We start from the raw sequence: 16,754 nt of genomic DNA, 5'->3' as shown, positions 1-16,754 counted from the left end.
TGCGATGACGATGCAGATCGCAGAGCCCGTCTCCCTGAGCCCGCCCGATGCGCGCGCGCGTGCGCACGCCGCTGCGGCGCGCGACAGCCTCCGCACCGAACCGCCCGCGGTGCGGGTCGTCATCATCGCGCTGGCGGTGCTGTTCCTCTCCGTCTTCGTCGTGCTGCCGCTGGTCCTGGTGTTCGCGCAAGCCTTCTCGAAGGGCGTGCTCGCTTATCTCGCCGCACTCGCCGAGGCGGAAGCGCTGTCTGCGATCAGGCTGACGCTTCTGGTGGCGGCGATCTCGGTCGGCCTCAACCTCGTCTTCGGTCTCGTCGCCGCCTGGGCGATTGCAAAATTCGAATTCCCGGGCAAGACCTTCCTGATCACGCTGATCGACCTGCCGTTCTCGGTCAGCCCGGTCATCTCCGGCCTGGTCTTCGTGCTGCTGTTCGGCGCGCAGGGCTATTTCGGCGGCTGGCTCAGGGATCACGACATCCAGATCCTGTTCGCGGTGCCCGGCATCGCGCTCGCCACCACCTTCGTCACCTTCCCCTTCGTGGCGCGCGCGCTGATCCCCCTGATGCAGGAACAGGGCACACAGGAAGAGGAGGCCGCGGTCTCGCTCGGCGCCTCTGGCTTGCAGACTTTCTTCCGCGTCACGCTGCCCAACATCAAATGGGGCGTGCTCTACGGCGTCCTTCTTTGTAACGCGCGCGCGATGGGCGAGTTCGGCGCGGTCTCCGTCGTCTCCGGCCACATCCGTGGCGAGACCAACACGATGCCGCTGCTGGTCGAGATCCTCTACAACGAGTACCAGTTCGTCGCCGCGTTTGCGATCGCCTCGCTGCTCGCAATGCTGGCGCTGATCACGCTGATCGCGAAAACCGTTCTCGAACATCATCTCGACGAAGGACAAGACGTCAATGACCATTGAAGTCAAAAATCTCGTCAAGAAGTTCGGCAGCTTTAGAGCGCTCGACGGTGTCGACCTCAAGGTCAATGACGGCGAGCTGCTGGCGTTGCTCGGCCCCTCCGGCTCCGGCAAGACCACGCTGCTGCGGATCATCGCCGGCCTCGACTGGCCTGATACGGGCGAGGTCGGCTTCAACGGAGAAGATGCGCTGGCGCAGGGTGCGCGCGAACGTCACGTCGGCTTCGTGTTCCAGCATTACGCGCTGTTCCGCCACATGACGGTGTTCGAGAACGTCGCCTTCGGCCTGCGCGTGCAGCCGCGCGCGGTCCGCAAGGACGAAGCGACGATCCGTGCGCGCGTCAAAGAGCTGCTCGATCTCGTGCAGCTCGACTGGCTTTCCGACCGCTATCCGAGCCAGCTCTCCGGCGGCCAGCGCCAGCGCATCGCGCTTGCACGCGCGCTCGCGATCGAGCCGCGCATCCTGTTGCTCGACGAGCCCTTCGGTGCGCTCGATGCCAAGGTGCGAAAAGAACTCCGCCGATGGCTGCGCTCGCTGCATCACGAGATCAACGTCACCTCGATCTTCGTCACCCACGACCAGGAGGAGGCGCTCGAAGTCGCCAACCGCGTCGTCGTGATGGACAAGGGACGGATCGAACAGATCGGCTCGCCCGATGACGTCTATGAAACCCCGGCGACCGCCTTCGTCCACGGCTTCATCGGCGAGTCCATCGAGTTGCCGGTCCAGGTCGAAGGCGGCGTGATCATGCTCGGTGACCGCTCCCTCAATCTTGCAGCAGACGGCCTTGTGCCTGGCGCGTCAAAACTGTTCGTGCGGCGACACGACATGCTGGTCGGTCCGTCCGGCAGCGGCGCCTTCGAAGGCGCGGTCCGCCATGTCCGGAATTTCGGCCCCGTGCAGCGCGCCGAGGTCGCGCTATCGGGCGGCGAGACCATCGAGATCGACGCCCCCCGCGACAGGGAATTGCGCGCCGGCGACACGATCGGCCTCAATCCGCGCCGCTACCGGATATTTGCGGGCGCCTGAGCGGCCTCCGACCGGTCAATTTTTCCTCAAAATTCACCTTTCAGCCACGGTTGGTATGCAACAACGGCCCTTCCTTTGGGGGCCATGATTCATGCGCGCTGCGGCCGCAATTCTCATCATTTTGCTGCTCGCCGGCTGTGCCGGCAATGAGCCGCCGGTCCAGCAGCCGTCGATGTATGCCGACATGTCCGTCCCGGGCTCGAAGCTCGACGCGCAGGCGGCCGCGATCATGATCTCGCAATACCGCCAGAACAACGCCCTCGGCACCGTCGTCATCGACCCTGATTTGATGCGGCTCGCCGAATCCCAGTCCAATGCCATGGCTGCGGCCAACAAGATGGACCACGACGTCCGTGCGCCCCTGGCCAAGCGCCTCGCCGCCGGCGGCTATCCGGCGACCGTGGCGGTCGAGAACATCTCGGCCGGCTATCATACGCTGGCGGAAGCGTTTTCCGGCTGGCGCGACTCGCCGCCCCACCGCGCCAACATGCTCAAGGGCGGTGTCACAAAATTGGGCATCGCGGCGAGCTATGCTCCGGGCACCAAGTACAAGGTGTTCTGGACCATGATCCTGGCCTCGACGGACTCAAGATAAGCCAGACTTGATCCCGGGATGCATTGACGCTGCGGCGAAACTGTCGCCACGGTGGCTCGTCTTTTGCTATTGTTTCCTGATGACAGATCATAGCCCGGAATCCCCCACCGTCCCCGCGAATGCGCAACGCGTCCTGGTCCTCCAGGGCGGCGGCGCGCTCGGCTCCTATCAGGCCGGCGCGTATCAGGCGCTGTGCGGCTACGGCTTCGAGCCGGAATGGGTCGCCGGTATCTCCATCGGCGCCATCAACGCCGCCATCATCGCCGGCAACGAGGGCCACATCCGCGTCAAGCGGCTGAAGGAATTCTGGGAAATGGTTTCGGCACCGGTGCCGTGGAAGCCGGTCGGCAAGAGCGATCACAGCCGCGAGCTGTTCAACTCGACCAGCGCCGCGCTGATCGCGACCTTCGGCGTGCCCGGCTTCTTCGTTCCGCGCGTTCCGCCGGCGCCGATGTGGCCGCCCGGCAGCCCGCAGGCCGAGAGCTATTACGACACCTCCCCGCTGAAGAAGACGCTGGAGCGGCTGGTCGATTTCGATCGCATCAACGATTTGAAGACACGCTTCTCTGTCGGCGCCGTCGGCGTCACCTCGGGCAACTTCAAATATTTCGACAATTACGAGTTCAAGAAGCTCGGCAAGAAGATCGGCCCCGAACACGTCATGGCCTCAGGCGCGCTTCCGCCGGGCTTTCCGTCCGTCGTCATCGAGGGCGAGCATTACTGGGACGGCGGCATCGCCTCCAACACGCCGCTCGACTATGTGCTGGATGCCGAGGTCGATCGCGACATGCTGATCTTCCAGGTCGATCTGTTTTCCGCGCGCGGGGACATGCCGAACTCGCTGCTCGAGGCGACCGAGCGCGAGAAGGACATCCGCTTCTCCAGCCGGACGCGGATGAACACCGACAAGAACAAGCAGGTGCACAACGCCCGCAGGGCCGTGCGCGACCTGATTGCCAAATTGCCCGATTATCTCAAGAACGACCCTTCCGTCGAATTTCTTGCCAAGGCATCACGTGAGAGCACCGTCACGGTGGTGCACCTGATCTATCGCAGCAAGAATTACGAATCCTCGTCCAAGGACTACGACTTCTCGCATGTCGCCATGGTTGAGCATTGGGAAAGCGGCGTGCGTGACGTGCATCTGTCGATGCGCCACAAGGACTGGCTCGATAAGCCGCAATCCGGCGAGACCATGGTGACCTACGATCTCACGGGGGACGTCACCGCGCCCCCGCTAAAAAGGAGCGAATAATATGGGTAGTCTGTCAGGCAAGAACGCCGTCGTAACAGGTTCGACCAGCGGCATTGGCCTTGCCTATGCGCGCGCCTTCGCGGCCGCGGGCGCCAATGTCGTCATCAACGGCTTTGGCTCGCCGGAGGACATCGAGAAGGAGCGTTCCAAGATCGAATCCGATTTCGGCGTGAAGGCGGTCTACTCACCCGCCGACATGACCAAGCCGGCCGAGATCGCCGGGATGATCGCGCTCGGCGAAAAGAGCTTCGGCTCGGTCGATATTCTCGTCAACAATGCCGGTATCCAGTTCGTCTCGCCGATCGAGGAATTCCCGCCCGAGAAGTGGGACCAGATCATCGCGATCAATTTGTCGTCGGCCTTCCATGCCATTCGCGCCGCCGTCCCCGGCATGAAGAAGAAGGGCTGGGGCCGCATCATCAATACGGCCTCGGCGCATTCGCTGGTCGCCTCGCCCTTCAAGTCGGCCTACGTCTCGGCCAAGCACGGCATCGCCGGCCTCACCAAAACCGTGGCGCTGGAAGTCGCGACCAACAAGATCACCTGTAACTGCATCAGCCCCGGCTATGTCTGGACCCCGCTGGTGGAGAAACAGATCCCCGACACGATGAAGGCGCGCAACCTCACGCGCGAGCAGGTCATCAACGACGTCCTGCTCGACGCCCAGCCGACCAAGGAGTTCGTCACCTCCGAGCAGGTCGCAGCGCTGGCGCTGTTCCTGTGCGGCGACGATGCCGCGCAGATCACCGGCACGAACCTGTCGATCGACGGCGGTTGGACCGCGGAGTAGGGGCGTCAACCAAATAACTCTCGGTCATGCCCCGCGAAGGCGGGGCATCCAGTACGCCGCGGCTTCTCGGTTGATTACAGCCGCCTCGGTGTACTGGATCGCCCGGTCAAGCCGGGCGATGACAGTGAGAGAGGGGCGCGGTCCCTCGCTAATGCGTCCAGGCCAGCGCCGTGACGATGGCCGACGACAGGTTCAACTCCGCGAGCATGATCTTGCTGGCGACCACGACGAGGACGCAGGCGAGCGCCACGCGCAGCACAGTTTCCGGCACGCGCGTCGCGCTGTAGCTGCCGAGGATGATGCCGGGCAGCGAACCCATCAGCAGCACACCCATCAGAGCCCAGTCAACGGAGCCAAGCATCCAGTGCCCGATGCCGGCCACCAGCGTCAGCGGCACCGCGTGCGCGATGTCGGAGCCGACGATGGTTGCCATCGGCAGGCGCGGGTAGAGCAGCAGCAGCACGGTCACGCCGACCGCACCGGCGCCGACCGATGAAATCGAGACCAGCACGCCGAGTACGATGCCGGTGATGACGGTCGCAATCGCCGTGGTGCGCTCGCCGACCTGCTCGAGGCGCCGGCGATAGCGCTCCATGATCGACTTGCGGAAGATCAGCGAGGTCGCGGTCAGCAGCAGCGCGAAGCACAGCACGAGGTTGACGAGGTTGCGCTCGGACTCGCCTCTGAGATCGAGCTTCCACAGCACCAGCAGCGTCAGCGCGCTCGCGGGAATGCTGCCGCAGGCGAGCCGCAGCACCGCCGGCCAGTGCACGCTGCGCGACCAGCCATGCACGACGCTGCCGCCGGTCTTGGTGGCGGCGGCATAGAGCAGGTCGGTGCCGACGGCGGTGGAGGGGTGGACGCCGAACAGCAGGATCAGCAGCGGCGTCATCAACGAGCCACCGCCCACGCCGGTCATCCCGACAAGCAGGCCGACGCCGAATCCGGAGGCGACATACAGGGGATCGATCATGGTCTGCGGAATCTTAGGTTCATCTCGTCGATTGGGCAATACGACGTAGAATAAACTTTCCTTGGGGCGCAACTGTTTGGAGGTAATAAGAAAAATTGCGCTGTCATATAGAGTTGGAAGGGGCGTTTCGGCTCTTTTTCGAGCCCGCCGTGAAACAGCGGTTCCTCAGGATCCGCGGTCAAGCATACTGCCTTCCGGCCTCGTTCAGCCCCGTGGGCGGTCGCCGTGACGTGTGGCGGACGTGGACGATATGGATTAGGTTGCCGCGGACACGGTAAAATATCCGGAATGGGTAGCGGACAACCGCTGCGACACGGACCTGAGAGCGGTGCGTAACGCGTGGCGCCGAGAAGGGCGCGCCTCGGACACGTTCGATGACGTCAATAAATCTCCGCCCGACAGCTTCGGCGACCACAGGGCTGGCGTTGGTGGCATAATAGGTCGCGATGTCCGCGAGATCAGCAAGCGCCTCCCGCGTCCAGACGACTTTCATCCGCGCCGAAATCTGGCGAAGACCTCCGCAACCTCGGCATCCGTGGCGACCTCGCCACGATCTATGGAGGCCAAGGCCGCATCGATGCTCCGCAATTCCTCTTTCGTCGCAAGATATTCGCCGCCGAGCAGTTCGCTCTCGATTTCGCTAGCAATCGCAACCAGCTCATTCTGGGCCTCTTCAGGCCAAGTCTGGGCACGTTCCAGAAGGTTTCGCAGATCGCTGGCAGCCATGAACCCAACTATATCAGGTGCCGAATTGCTTTCCAATTACGTTAAGCCGATGGATGGCGTCCAAACGCCAGCACGTGCAGGCCCAGCCGCTGCCGTACGATCCAGAACAGCAACACGGTCTCGAACGTCAGCGAGATCGAGGTCGCCGCCGCGGCGCCATGGCCACCGTAGCGCGGCACCAGCGCGATGCAGAGCACGAGGTTCATCACGAAGGCCAGCGCGTAGGCCAGCGCGCAGATCTTCTGCTGACCGAGCATGTTGAGCAGGCGCTCGACGGGGCCGATCGCGGAGCGCACCACCAAGCCGATCGCGGCGACGAACATGATGTCGTAGCCGACCGTGAATTGCGGCCCAAACAACCACAACAGCGGTTTGCCGAGCGCGAGCAGCACGATGGTTGCCGCCAGTGACGGCCAGAACGTCCAGCTGATGGCATGCGCGACATAGGCTGACAGGCGCGCCTTGTCGCCGCTCGCGTTGTATTCGGCGAAGCGGTGCGCCGTCGTCGCCGACATCGCGTAATGGATGAAGGAGACCAGCGCCAGCGTCTTCACCACAGCGAAATAGACGCCGACCTCGTCGGAGGGACGGAACTGCTGGAGAACCAGAACATCTGTGTAGGACAGCAGCAGGTAAAAACTCTCCACCAGCAGGATCGGCAGCGACACCGCGAGCCAGCCACTGATGTCGTAGGCCTTCGGGCCGGGCTCGATGTGATCGGCGAGCTTGCGGTTCAGCACCACCATCTGCCCGGTCATCGCGATCCATACCGCACCTAGGCTTGCCACCATCGCGGCGACCGCGCCGAGATGATAGCCGAGCAGGAAGGCAGCGGCGGTGATGCCGATGATCAGCGCCTGGCGGATGATGAACTGCGGCATCAGGCCGAGCTGCATCCAGTCATGCGAGCGCGCGATGCCGTCCTGGGTGTTGGCGACGACGAAGGCGGGCAGCGTCATGCAGCCGATATAGAGCGGCAGCACCTCGGCCGGATCGATCCAGGGCGATAGCAGCTTGACGATACCGGCAAGCCCAAGCGACACCAGCGCGGAGACGGCGAAGGTCAGCCAGCGGCTGCCGGAGAGAAAGCCGCGTAGCAACGCATACTCGCCGCTGGTGCGGTACTCCGGAATGATCTTTTGCGCGGAGGCGGAGATGCCGAAATCCATCATGCTGCCGAGCAGCAGCACCCAGGTCCAGACATAGACATAGATGCCGTAATCGGACGTCCCCATCCAGCGCGCGAGCAGCACCTGCGAGAAATAGGCAAGCCCGGCGCTGATGACACGGATGATGAAGATGGTGCCGGCCAGCCGCCGCGTCAGCGACGCCTCGCTCGAGCCGCCCGTCAATTTGGCACGCAGCCGCCCGATCAGCCCGGCAGGCCCGGTCGTTGCAGGTTCTGCATCCATCACGGCCACGTCGAGGATCCCCAGGCGTCCCGCATGCTGCGGCAGCCTTGATGCGGTAGCATTGGGAATTAGCAACCATTCGTTAAGAATCGGTTGGGTGGGCGTGCTGCTGCCTCACCCCCGCTGTCGTCCCGGATCTGCGCTTACGCTTGTCCGGCACGACAGCCGGGATTGGGCGCGAGCAGCGCACATCACTCCAAATTCGTACTGAACTCGTACGACTTCTCCGGCCCGACCAGCGTGAACTTCAGCGCCGCACCATCAGGCTTGGCGCCCGGCGGCAGCCCGTCGAGCTCGAAGGAAAATCGCTTCACGCCGGGCGGGCTGTGCTCGACCGGCGCGGGGATCGGCAGCGACCAGTCGAGCGTCGGCCCCTCCACGAACAGATTGACGTTGCGGCTGTCAGGCACGACCACATCCACCAGCACGTTCTTGGGCCCGTCGCGCTTGACATCGCGGATGGTCAGCGGATTGGGATCGCCGATGTTGGCGGGCTTCGGCACGGTGTCCAGCGCGGCGCGCAGACTAGTGTCCTCGGTCGAGGCGACGTTGTTGAAACCGAGCTCGGCATTGGCCTCGACCGGAATGCAGAGCTTTTCGCAGACCGCGTAATTGATCTCGGCGCGCAGCGTCACCGGCTTGTCGGCAGCCTTGGCGACGATGCGCAAGGGCAGCACGATCTGGTCGTGATAGCCGATCGAATGCCCGCCCGCGCCGTCGTCGAACTTTTGCGGCGCCGGCCACATCACTGTCACCGCTTCGACATTGTCGGACTTCGAGAAGTCGAACCGCGGCGGAACGCCGGAATCGCCGGGCATGCGCCAATAGGTCTTCCATCCCGGCTGGATCTGGAAGGCGATGCCGCCGAGCAGGACCGCGCCGCTGCGCGACCCCGCGAGCAGCCGCACCGCGGAATGTCCGTCGCGCTGCCACGGCGAAGAATCGTCGGCGCGGGCACCCGTCGCCAGTGACGACGCGAGCAAGGTTGTCGCGACGCCAATCGCCGCATGCAGGGGAACTCTTGTCAGCATGACACGTCTTTACAGGGTCGGTCCGGGGCAAACCATTGAATTGCTTGTGATGGATGCACTCGAATCAAGTCTCTGCAAGTCTTGACCCAAAAGCCTTGATTTGACAGCGGCCCGGCCCGACATCAGGATAGGAACTGAAACCGGAGTGCTTCACCGATGGCTCCCACAGGCAAGAGGACGGGCGAAAGCACGCGGAGCGCGAGCCCTGCGCTCGCCAACTCGGCCGGTTATCTCGACGGCCAGCTTCTGATCGCGATGCCCGTGATGGGCGATCCGCGATTCGAGCGTTCGGTGATCTATCTCTGCGCCCACTCGGCCGAAGGCGCCATGGGCATCATCGTCAACCATCCGGCTGGCAGCATCGACTTCCCCGAGCTGTTGCAGCAGCTCGGCATCACCAAGAAGGGCGAGCACATCAAGCTGCCGCAGAATGCCGAAAGCATGAAGGTGTTGCGCGGCGGCCCGGTCGATACCAGTCGCGGCTTCGTGCTGCATTCCAGCGATTTCTACATCGAGAACGCGACGCTGCGGATCGACGGCGGCGTCTGCCTCACTGCGACCGTCGACATCCTGCGCGCGATCGCCAACGGCTCCGGTCCCAAGCACGCCATCCTCGCGCTCGGCTATGCCGGGTGGGCACCGGGCCAGCTCGAAACCGAGATCCAGAGCAACGGCTGGCTGCATTGCGACGCGGATGCCGATCTGATTTTTGGTGACGACGTCGACGAGAAATACGGCCGGGCGCTGCGCAAGATCGGCATCGATCCCGGCATGCTCTCGAACGAGGCGGGGCACGCCTAGCTGGTGCGACACACTCCAGTGTCGTCCCCGCGAACGCGGGACCCATAACCGCAGGGAGGAGTCGCTGCGCTAGCTGGTAACTCCGAGTCCCCGTAACTACATCTCCTCGTGGTTATGGGTCCCGGATCTGCGCTTGGCTTCGCTTGTCCGGGACGAACAGCGGAGATTGGCGCGACCTACTCCGCCGCCTGCTGCTGCACCGTCGGCTCCGTCCCCGCCACCGTTGCCCTGCGCATGTCGCGCGGTTGCGACTGGTCGTAGCGGCGGACGCGGTGCATGGTCTGGCGGTTGTCCCACATCACGAGATCATGCAGCTTCCATTTGTGGACGTAGACGAACTCGGCCTGGGTCGCGTGCTCGTTGAGATCGCGCAGCAGCAGCCGTCCTTCAGGCACGCTCATGCTGACGATCTTGCCGGCATGCGATGACAGATAGAGCGACTTGCGGCGATGCACCGGGTGGGTCCGCACCAGCCGTTGCAGCACCGGCTTGAACATCGCCTTCTCGTCGTCGGTATATTCGGTGAAGCCGAGCGATCCCCGCGAATACATCAGCGAGTGCTCGCAGACGAGATCGTCGATCTCCGCCTTGGTTTCGTCGTCGAGCGCGTCATAGGCCGCGCGCATGTCGGCGAATTCGGTGTTGCCGCCCGTCGGGTTCACCACGCGCGCCGACAGCAGCGAGAATTTTGCCGGGATGGGGCGGAACGAGCTGTCGGAATGCCACAGGCAATTGCCGAGGTTGAACAGATGCGTGCGGCTGTCCTTTGCCAGCGGCTTGCCGTCCTTGCCGAGATTGGAGACGTCGTTGAGACCCGACTGGAGCCGGTAGTCTTTCGCCTGTGTCACAGTGCCGCCGCGCGCATCCTCGCGCTGACCGAAGTTCAGCGCAAACGCCATCTGCTGTTCGTCGTTGATGTCCTGGTCGTGGAAGACGAGCACCGCGTATTTGTCCATGGCGGCCTCGACCTCGCGTGCTTCGGCCTCGGTGAGCGGTTTTCGCAGGTCGAGGCCGGAAACCTCGCCGACAAAATGCGTCTGAAGCTGCCGGATGGCGATCGTCATGGCGTCTCTCCCGCGAACCGCGAGCGGTTGGTCCCGCTCTGCTCTCGAAAAAGCTACTCCCGTAACGGGCGTTGTCAACGCTGGCCGCGCATGCCTCTCACGCATTCCGCGCCATCAACCCACCATCGACGGGGATCACAGCGCCGGTGAGGAAAGACGCCGCCGGCAGGCACAGGCTCAGCGTCATATGTGCGACCTCCTCGGGATCGCCGTAACGGCCGAGTGCCGTGCGGCGCTTGGCGTAGATGGTCTTGTGCTCCTCCGAAATCCGATCGGTGATCGCGGTCCGGATCGGCCCCGGGCAGATGCAGTTGACGGTGATGCCCTCGCGGCCGAGCTCGACCGCAAGTGAGCGGGTCAAGCTTGCGACGCCGCCCTTCGCCGCCGAATAGGGGCTGTGCAATGCGGTGGCGCCGAGCGCCTCGGTCGAGGCGATGTTGACGATACGCGGGCTCTTCGATTTGCGCAGGTGCGGCAGTGCCGCGCGGATGATGCGCGGATGTGCCGTCAGCATCACGGCGATACCCTTAGCCCAGGCGTCTTCGTAAGCCTCGTCGTCGATTGCGACGCGCACGGAAATGCCGGCATTGTTGACGACGATGTCGAGCCCGCCGAAATGCGCCGCGACATCGCTGACCACGCGCATGATCTCGCCGCCGTCGGCGACGTCGAGCTTCCAGGCCTCCGCTGATCCGCCGTTTGCCGCAATCGCCTTGGCAACCGCATGCGCGCCTTGCGCCTCGTAATCGGTGACGGCGACGTTCGCGCCCTCGGCGGCGAACACGCGCGCGGTCGCGCGCCCCATGCCGCTGGCCGCGCCCGTGACGAGAACGGTCAGGCCCTTCACCGACCTGCTGAGCTCTTTGAACTCGGACATGCTGTTTCCTCGCGACGTCTTGTTTGTTGTTATGATTGACAAGGCTGGCATCGATCCGCAGACAGGTCAAACAAGCAAAACAAAAGAGGAGGCCGCGATGGCGAACGAGCTGGATTTCTCAGGCAAGCAGGTGCTGGTCGTCGGCGGTTCCAGCGGTATCGGCAACGGCATTGCGCAAGCCTTCCGCGCGAGGGGCGCAGCCGTTGCGGTTTGCGGCACGCGTGCTCACGCGAAGGAATATCTTGCGGAGGAGGGCTCCGATCTCAACGGGCTTGCTTACGCGCAGCTCGACGTCAGCAACCCCGGTGCGATCGAAGCGTTCAAGCCGTCCTTCGACCGGCTCGATATCCTGGTGCTCGCGCAAGGTGCGGTGCTCTATCGCCGCGGCGAATTCGAGATGGCCGGCTTCCGCAGGGTCGTCGAGGTCAATCTGATGAGCCTGATGGCGTGTGCGACGCACTTCCATTCGATGTTGCGGGATTCAAAAGGCGCGCTGATCATGGTGTCCTCGACCGCGGCCTATCATTCCACCATGGGCAATCCCGCCTACAACGCCTCGAAGACCGGCGCGGTCGGATTGACGCGCACGCTCGGTGAGGCCTGGGCCGAGGACGGCATCCGCGTCAACGGCATCGCGCCGGGCCTCGTCGACACCAAGATGACGAAGGTGACGACCGACAATCCCAAGCGGCTCGAAGGCGCGCTGTCGCGCATTCCGCTGCGGCGATTGGGCACGCCGGCGGACATGGCGGGCGCGGCACTGTTTCTGGCCTCGCCGCTGTCGTCCTACATCATCGGCCAGACGCTGGTCGTCGATGGCGGGCTTATCCTGTAGCGCATGATCCGTGTGCTTCTCCGAAAAGATCATGCTCGGCCAGTGTAGTTGGGGAACTGCGCCGCGCCTGATCGGTTACTTGGGCTGACCCCTGAGGAGGACCATCATGGACAAGGATCGGATTGTCGGATCTGCCAAGGAATACGCCGGACGCGCGGAAGGCGCCGTCGGTGATCTCGCGGGCGATGCGCAGACGCAGGCGTCGGGCAAGGCGCGGGAGGCTGCTGGCACCGTGCAAAATCTCTACGGCCAGGCTAAGGATGCCGTGCGCGACGCTACGGACACCGCGGCAAGCTACGCCAAGGACGCCTACGAAAAGCCGACCGAAACCTTGCGCGACGGCTCGCAGGCGATCGCGCAGAAGGTGCAGGACAATCCGCTCGGCGCGCTGCTGGTCGCCGGCGGCATCGGCTTCGCACTGGCGCTGCTGATGTCACGTCCCGCCCGTCGTCCGCCGCCGCGCTGGCGTTATTACGGCTAGTCGTTGTAGCTCGATCTCTCGTGCCCCGGACGCAATGCAGCCTAGGCGATGCGTAGCATCGTCCGGAAACGCTGCATTGCTGAGCCGGGGCCCTTTTTTTGAGACTGTCGGACGTGCTGGGTCCCGGCTCTGCGCTGCAGCGCGTCCGCGACACGAGACCTCAGCTTAGAAAAATTAGCGGAACACTTCCGCCGACCGCCCGACGTTCCCCGGCGGACGCGGGATCGCGGGATTGGGATTCGGGTTGCGCGGCGCCGGCGCCAATTGACGCGGCGGCGGCTGCGGAGCGCCGAAGCCAAAGAAATCGCGCATTGACGGCTGGGCCTGTGCCGGCTGCTGCACCACCGGCGGCTTCTTCGGCGCGAGCTTTGGCGGCGCGATCGCAGCGGCGGCACCCGGCGTACCCAAAGCAGCGCTGCCGTCAGGATTCGTCGCGGCCATCGGCGTATCGCCCTTGGCCTGCTCTCGGCCGACTTCGCGGCGCGGCCAGGCATAATCGTCGGCACGGCCCGCGGGCGCGGCCAGCGGTTCGCCCTTCACCATCGTCTTGGCGGCGAGCGCATCGACGGCGGCGGGACGCGAGCCCGGCCCACCCAGCAATTGATCGGTCGAGATCGAGGCCGCGACCAGCGGCACGATCGGGCCGGCCAGCGGCCGCGGCGCGGGCTTGCCGGGCTCGGCACTGGTGTCGGGCGTCGCCGGTTCGCTCGGCAGCGCGATCGGGCCGGAGCGTCCGGCCAGCAGTCGCGTGATCTCGCGCTCGACATAATGCGCGAGCTTGCGTGCGCCGGGCTTGGTGAAATAGACGCCGTCACCGCTGCGCAGCTGACGGATCTGTCCTTCGAAGTCCGGACCCTTCTGGAGGAAACGGCCGGCTTCGTCGACAAAGCCGTCCCAGACGTCGACATAGGTGATGCCGGCCTTGGCCGCGCCTTCGCGATAGAGCGAATCTAGGAACAGCATGTCCGCGGTGCCCTTGGGGCCGCGGATCGCGGGCAGGCCGACCCAGAGCACCGGCACGCCCTTGGCCTTGAGGACGTTGGCCAGCTCCTCGATCTTCTTGCCGTAGAGCTCGACCCAGCGCTCGTCGCGGAATTCGTAGAGGCCGTTCGGATTGCGCGCGGTCTTTTCGGGCGCGGCCGCCGGAGTGTCGGCGTTGTCGGCGTCATCCTGCGGCAGGTCGGCATCGGCAGGCTTGTCGTCCGGCTTGGCGGCAGTGTCGGCGCCGTTGGGCTTGGCGTCGCCGGGCTTGGCGTCTCCCGGCTTTCCTTGCGGCTTGGCGCGCGCGCCCTTGTCGTTCTTCTTGTCCTTGTCCGTGGCCTTGTCGGATTTGTCAGCGACCGGTTCGCGGATCGCGATGCGGTCGTTGAGGCCGAGCATGACGACGATGACATCAGGCTTTTCGGTCTCGAGAATACCCTTGGCTGCCGCTGCCCAGTCCGAGGGCTCGCCCTTCGGCTGGTACTTGATCAGGCCGGACGTGGTCTTGTGCTTGCGGATCACGCCCATGTCGGGCTGCTCGCTGTAAGCGTCCTCCAGGCCATAGGCGAGCCAGTCGGCCATGGCGTCGCCGATCACCAGCACGTTCTTGTCAGCAATCGCGTCGCGCTTGCCTGGTGCCGGTGCGCGCGAAAAGTCCTGGCGCGGTGCCTGCTGCTGTTGCTGCTGGAACGGTGCGAAGAAATCCCCGCCGAACCAGCCGCCGCCACCTCCGCCGTTACGCGGCGGCGGAGCCTGCCGCTGCGGCGGGCCGCCGAAGCCGGGGAAGTTGAAGAACTGCGCCGACGCCGGTCCCGCGATCAAAACCAGAATCGCAAGCGCCGTCCCCAGCGCGATCAACGGGCCGGTCTCGGTCAGCGCCTTGAAGAACGACTTTGGCTTCGACATGCGATCTCGGACACGCGCAATGAGGATCGGGACAGGCTCGATATAATAACGGAATCAGGCGCCAAACGGGCAGATTTGATTGTCATAAATCGCCCGATGGATCCCGAGGTCAAGGGCGGCTGGTCCGAAACAGATGGGAACAGTTACCGGAGGACCGGATCAAGGGGCCGTGACGTCGTAACTCATTCAAATTGCGGTCCATTCCACAACTTAAGTAAGAAATTAACGGATCTTTCACGCTGAAATGGCGCCGCCTGGATATTTATCGGCAGTTCCAATTTGGGGAGCCGAATTCATGCAAGACATTACCAAGCAGAACATTGCCCAGTCGGATGCACAAGCCGAGACATTGCTCGGCAAGCAGGCCGAGCAGGCCAAAACCAAAAGGCCGCAAGGCCATGGACGATCCGAGCGCGGCCTCGACGCCGTGGCTTACCAGCCGGAAGGCTTTGGCCGGTTCGGCCGCATGTTCCCCGAACTCGCCCGTGCCCGCTTCGGCGATACGCTGCCCCAGGAACAGGAGGTCATGAACGCTATCGCCGCGACCATGATCAAGACCGGGGATCTCGGTGCGCCAATCGACGAGGCCGAGCCGGTCGACGAGCAGCCGAAGACCAAGGCCGGCTACACCTATTTCGGCCAGTTCATCGATCACGACATCACCTTCGATCCCGCCTCCGATCTCGACCGTGACAACGATCCCGGCGCGACCGAGGATTTTCGCACGGCACGACTCGACCTCGACAGCGTCTACGGTCGTGGGCCTGCGGATCAACCTTACCTCTACAATCCGAACCTCACGCTCAAGCTCGGGGTCGACAGGACGCCGGCCTATCTGAAGGGCAAGAAGAACCTTTTCGACGTCCAGCGTGCGCCGCTGGATGAGAGCGGCGAGGTCGCCGACGCGGATCAGGATTGCCCGCGCGCGATGATCGGCGACAAGCGCAACGACGAGAACAACATCGTCGTGCAGATTCACCAGCTATGGCAGAGATTTCATAACAAGATCATGCTCGATCTCGCCCGCCCTTCGGACGCCGCGGGAAACGAGCGGCCGGGAATCACCGGCCTGGCCGCCTTCAACACGGCCCAGCGCAGTGTCCGCTGGCACTATCAATGGGTCGTCTTGCATGACTTCGTGCGGCGCATCGTCGGCGACCATACGTTCCATGCGGTCTACAATGGCGGCAAGCCGAAGCTCCACTTCTACAAGCCGGAGGTTGCGCGCTATCCGTTCATGCCGGTCGAATTTTCGGTCGCGGCCTATCGGTTCGGCCATTCCATGGTCCGGCCGAGTTATTCGCTGAGCGCGGAGATCCCGCATCAGAAGACGAATTCGCTGGATCGTCTGTCGATCTTCAAGCCGAAATTCAGCTGCGACGATGTGCAGAGCCTGAACGGTTTCCGTCCATTGCCGGAGGACTGGGGCATCGACTGGAGCTTCTTCCTGCCCGACGTGAAGAGCGAGCTGCCGGCGCCGACACAGGAGCTGCCGTTCGACAAGTTCGTCCGGCCGCAGCCGGCCTATCGGATCGACACCATGCTGGTCGACCCGCTCTCGGATCTGCCGGACCTGCGCAACGAGAAGAGACCGGATCGCAGGTCGCTGCCGGGCCTGAATCTTCAGCGCGGCATCGCGCTGGGCTTGCCGAGCGGACAGGCGGTGGCGCGGCGCATGGGCATCACCCCGCTGACCGATCAGCAACTCTGGCTCGACGCCGGAAACCTGACGGACGCGGACGCGATGAAGGCGCGCCAGGACGTGTTCACCACCTATGCCGCGCAGCTGCATGAGAACGCGCCGCTCTGGTACTACATCCTGCGCGAGGCCGAGCTGACCGAGCCGGTCGAGACCAAGTTTGAAGACGACAATAAGAAGGAGCGGTCGCAGCTGCTCGGCGGCGCCAGGCTGGGCGCGGTCGGCGGGCGCATCGTCGCCGAGGTCCTGATCGGTCTCGTCCTCGCCGACAGTCAATCCTACCTGATCCAGTTCCCGGACTGGCGGCCCACGGTGAAGGACATGTCGGACCCCAAGACGAGGTTCGAACTCTCCGATGTCGTGAACTACGTCGACTCCTGAACGA

General features: G+C 64.1%; 17 protein-coding genes. 9 read left to right on the top strand and 8 right to left on the bottom strand.

Annotation, left to right across the window (positions count from 1 at the left end; all coding sequences use genetic code 11):
* Positions 1–4: 4 nt before the first annotated feature.
* The 5 genes from cysW to IVB29_RS31475 all read left to right on the top strand — a co-directional run bounded on the left by cysW (position 5) and on the right by IVB29_RS31475 (position 4,583).
* Entirely contained in the window at positions 5–916 is a 912-nt protein-coding gene (gene cysW, locus IVB29_RS31495; RefSeq protein WP_247507305.1) for a sulfate ABC transporter permease subunit CysW, read from the top strand.
* Positions 906–1,943 (top strand): sulfate ABC transporter ATP-binding protein, encoded by a 1,038-nt coding sequence (locus IVB29_RS31490; protein WP_247507304.1) that lies wholly within the window; start codon positions 906–908, stop codon positions 1,941–1,943. Before cysW ends, IVB29_RS31490 begins: the two co-directional genes overlap by 11 nt.
* A gap of 91 nt (positions 1,944–2,034) precedes the next feature.
* Entirely contained in the window at positions 2,035–2,538 is a 504-nt protein-coding gene (locus IVB29_RS31485; RefSeq protein WP_247507303.1) for a CAP domain-containing protein, read from the top strand.
* 79 nt (positions 2,539–2,617) lie between these two features.
* Positions 2,618–3,793: a DUF3734 domain-containing protein gene (locus IVB29_RS31480; RefSeq protein ID WP_247507302.1), complete on the top strand. Its 1,176-nt coding sequence runs from the start codon at positions 2,618–2,620 to the stop codon at positions 3,791–3,793.
* Between the two features lies 1 nt (position 3,794).
* The gene (locus IVB29_RS31475; protein ID WP_247507301.1) at positions 3,795–4,583 is read left to right on the top strand and encodes a 3-hydroxybutyrate dehydrogenase; all 789 of its coding nucleotides are present in this window, start codon (positions 3,795–3,797) and stop codon (positions 4,581–4,583) included.
* A gap of 148 nt (positions 4,584–4,731) precedes the next feature.
* Here the strand turns inward: IVB29_RS31475 and IVB29_RS31470 are convergent, their stop codons facing one another.
* The 5 genes from IVB29_RS31470 to IVB29_RS31450 form a co-directional block, all read right to left on the bottom strand.
* Positions 4,732–5,556: a sulfite exporter TauE/SafE family protein gene (locus IVB29_RS31470; RefSeq protein WP_247507300.1), complete on the bottom strand. Its 825-nt coding sequence runs from the start codon at positions 5,554–5,556 to the stop codon at positions 4,732–4,734.
* A gap of 178 nt (positions 5,557–5,734) precedes the next feature.
* Entirely contained in the window at positions 5,735–6,049 is a 315-nt protein-coding gene (locus tag IVB29_RS31465) for a type II toxin-antitoxin system RelE/ParE family toxin (RefSeq protein WP_247507299.1), read from the bottom strand.
* Positions 6,046–6,282 carry a hypothetical protein gene (locus IVB29_RS31460; protein ID WP_247507298.1) on the bottom strand — a complete coding sequence of 79 codons (237 nt, stop codon included), beginning with the start codon at positions 6,280–6,282 and terminating at the stop codon, positions 6,046–6,048. The genes IVB29_RS31465 and IVB29_RS31460 overlap by 4 nt, the downstream gene beginning before the upstream one ends.
* 41 nt (positions 6,283–6,323) lie before the next feature.
* Positions 6,324–7,703, bottom strand: coding sequence for a flippase (locus IVB29_RS31455; RefSeq protein ID WP_247507297.1), 1,380 nt, complete (start codon positions 7,701–7,703; stop codon positions 6,324–6,326).
* Positions 7,704–7,885: 182 nt separating this feature from the next.
* A complete protein-coding gene (locus IVB29_RS31450) occupies positions 7,886–8,725 on the bottom strand; it encodes a protein-disulfide reductase DsbD domain-containing protein (RefSeq protein ID WP_247507296.1) in 840 nt (279 codons plus the stop codon).
* A 156-nt stretch (positions 8,726–8,881) separates the two neighbouring features.
* Here IVB29_RS31450 and IVB29_RS31445 point away from each other — a divergent pair, with 156 nt between their 5' ends.
* Positions 8,882–9,526 carry a YqgE/AlgH family protein gene (locus IVB29_RS31445; RefSeq protein ID WP_247507295.1) on the top strand — a complete coding sequence of 215 codons (645 nt, stop codon included), beginning with the start codon at positions 8,882–8,884 and terminating at the stop codon, positions 9,524–9,526.
* A 176-nt stretch (positions 9,527–9,702) separates the two neighbouring features.
* Here the strand turns inward: IVB29_RS31445 and IVB29_RS31440 are convergent, their stop codons facing one another.
* Entirely contained in the window at positions 9,703–10,590 is an 888-nt protein-coding gene (locus tag IVB29_RS31440; RefSeq protein WP_247507294.1) for a TauD/TfdA family dioxygenase, read from the bottom strand.
* Between the two features lie 97 nt (positions 10,591–10,687).
* Positions 10,688–11,467, bottom strand: a complete 780-nt coding sequence (locus tag IVB29_RS31435) for an SDR family NAD(P)-dependent oxidoreductase (protein ID WP_247507293.1) — start codon at positions 11,465–11,467, stop codon at positions 10,688–10,690.
* 97 nt (positions 11,468–11,564) lie between these two features.
* Between IVB29_RS31435 and IVB29_RS31430 the strand changes: the two genes are divergently transcribed.
* Both IVB29_RS31430 and IVB29_RS31425 read left to right on the top strand, forming a co-directional pair.
* Positions 11,565–12,302 carry an SDR family oxidoreductase gene (locus tag IVB29_RS31430; RefSeq protein ID WP_247507292.1) on the top strand — a complete coding sequence of 246 codons (738 nt, stop codon included), beginning with the start codon at positions 11,565–11,567 and terminating at the stop codon, positions 12,300–12,302.
* Between the two features lie 106 nt (positions 12,303–12,408).
* Positions 12,409–12,783, top strand: a complete 375-nt coding sequence (locus IVB29_RS31425; RefSeq protein ID WP_247507291.1) for a CsbD family protein — start codon at positions 12,409–12,411, stop codon at positions 12,781–12,783.
* 174 nt (positions 12,784–12,957) lie between these two features.
* On the opposite strand, the gene IVB29_RS31420 is transcribed toward IVB29_RS31425, so the two are convergent.
* A complete protein-coding gene (locus IVB29_RS31420; RefSeq protein ID WP_247507290.1) occupies positions 12,958–14,670 on the bottom strand; it encodes a DUF459 domain-containing protein in 1,713 nt (570 codons plus the stop codon).
* Between the two features lie 295 nt (positions 14,671–14,965).
* Here IVB29_RS31420 and IVB29_RS31415 point away from each other — a divergent pair, with 295 nt between their 5' ends.
* Positions 14,966–16,750, top strand: a complete 1,785-nt coding sequence (locus tag IVB29_RS31415) for a heme peroxidase family protein (protein WP_247507289.1) — start codon at positions 14,966–14,968, stop codon at positions 16,748–16,750.
* Positions 16,751–16,754 lie beyond the last annotated feature (4 nt).

The organism is Bradyrhizobium sp. 1 (assembly GCF_023073315.1).
Lineage (GTDB): Bacteria > Pseudomonadota > Alphaproteobacteria > Rhizobiales > Xanthobacteraceae > Bradyrhizobium.
This window is presented reverse-complemented; position numbering and strand designations above follow the sequence as displayed.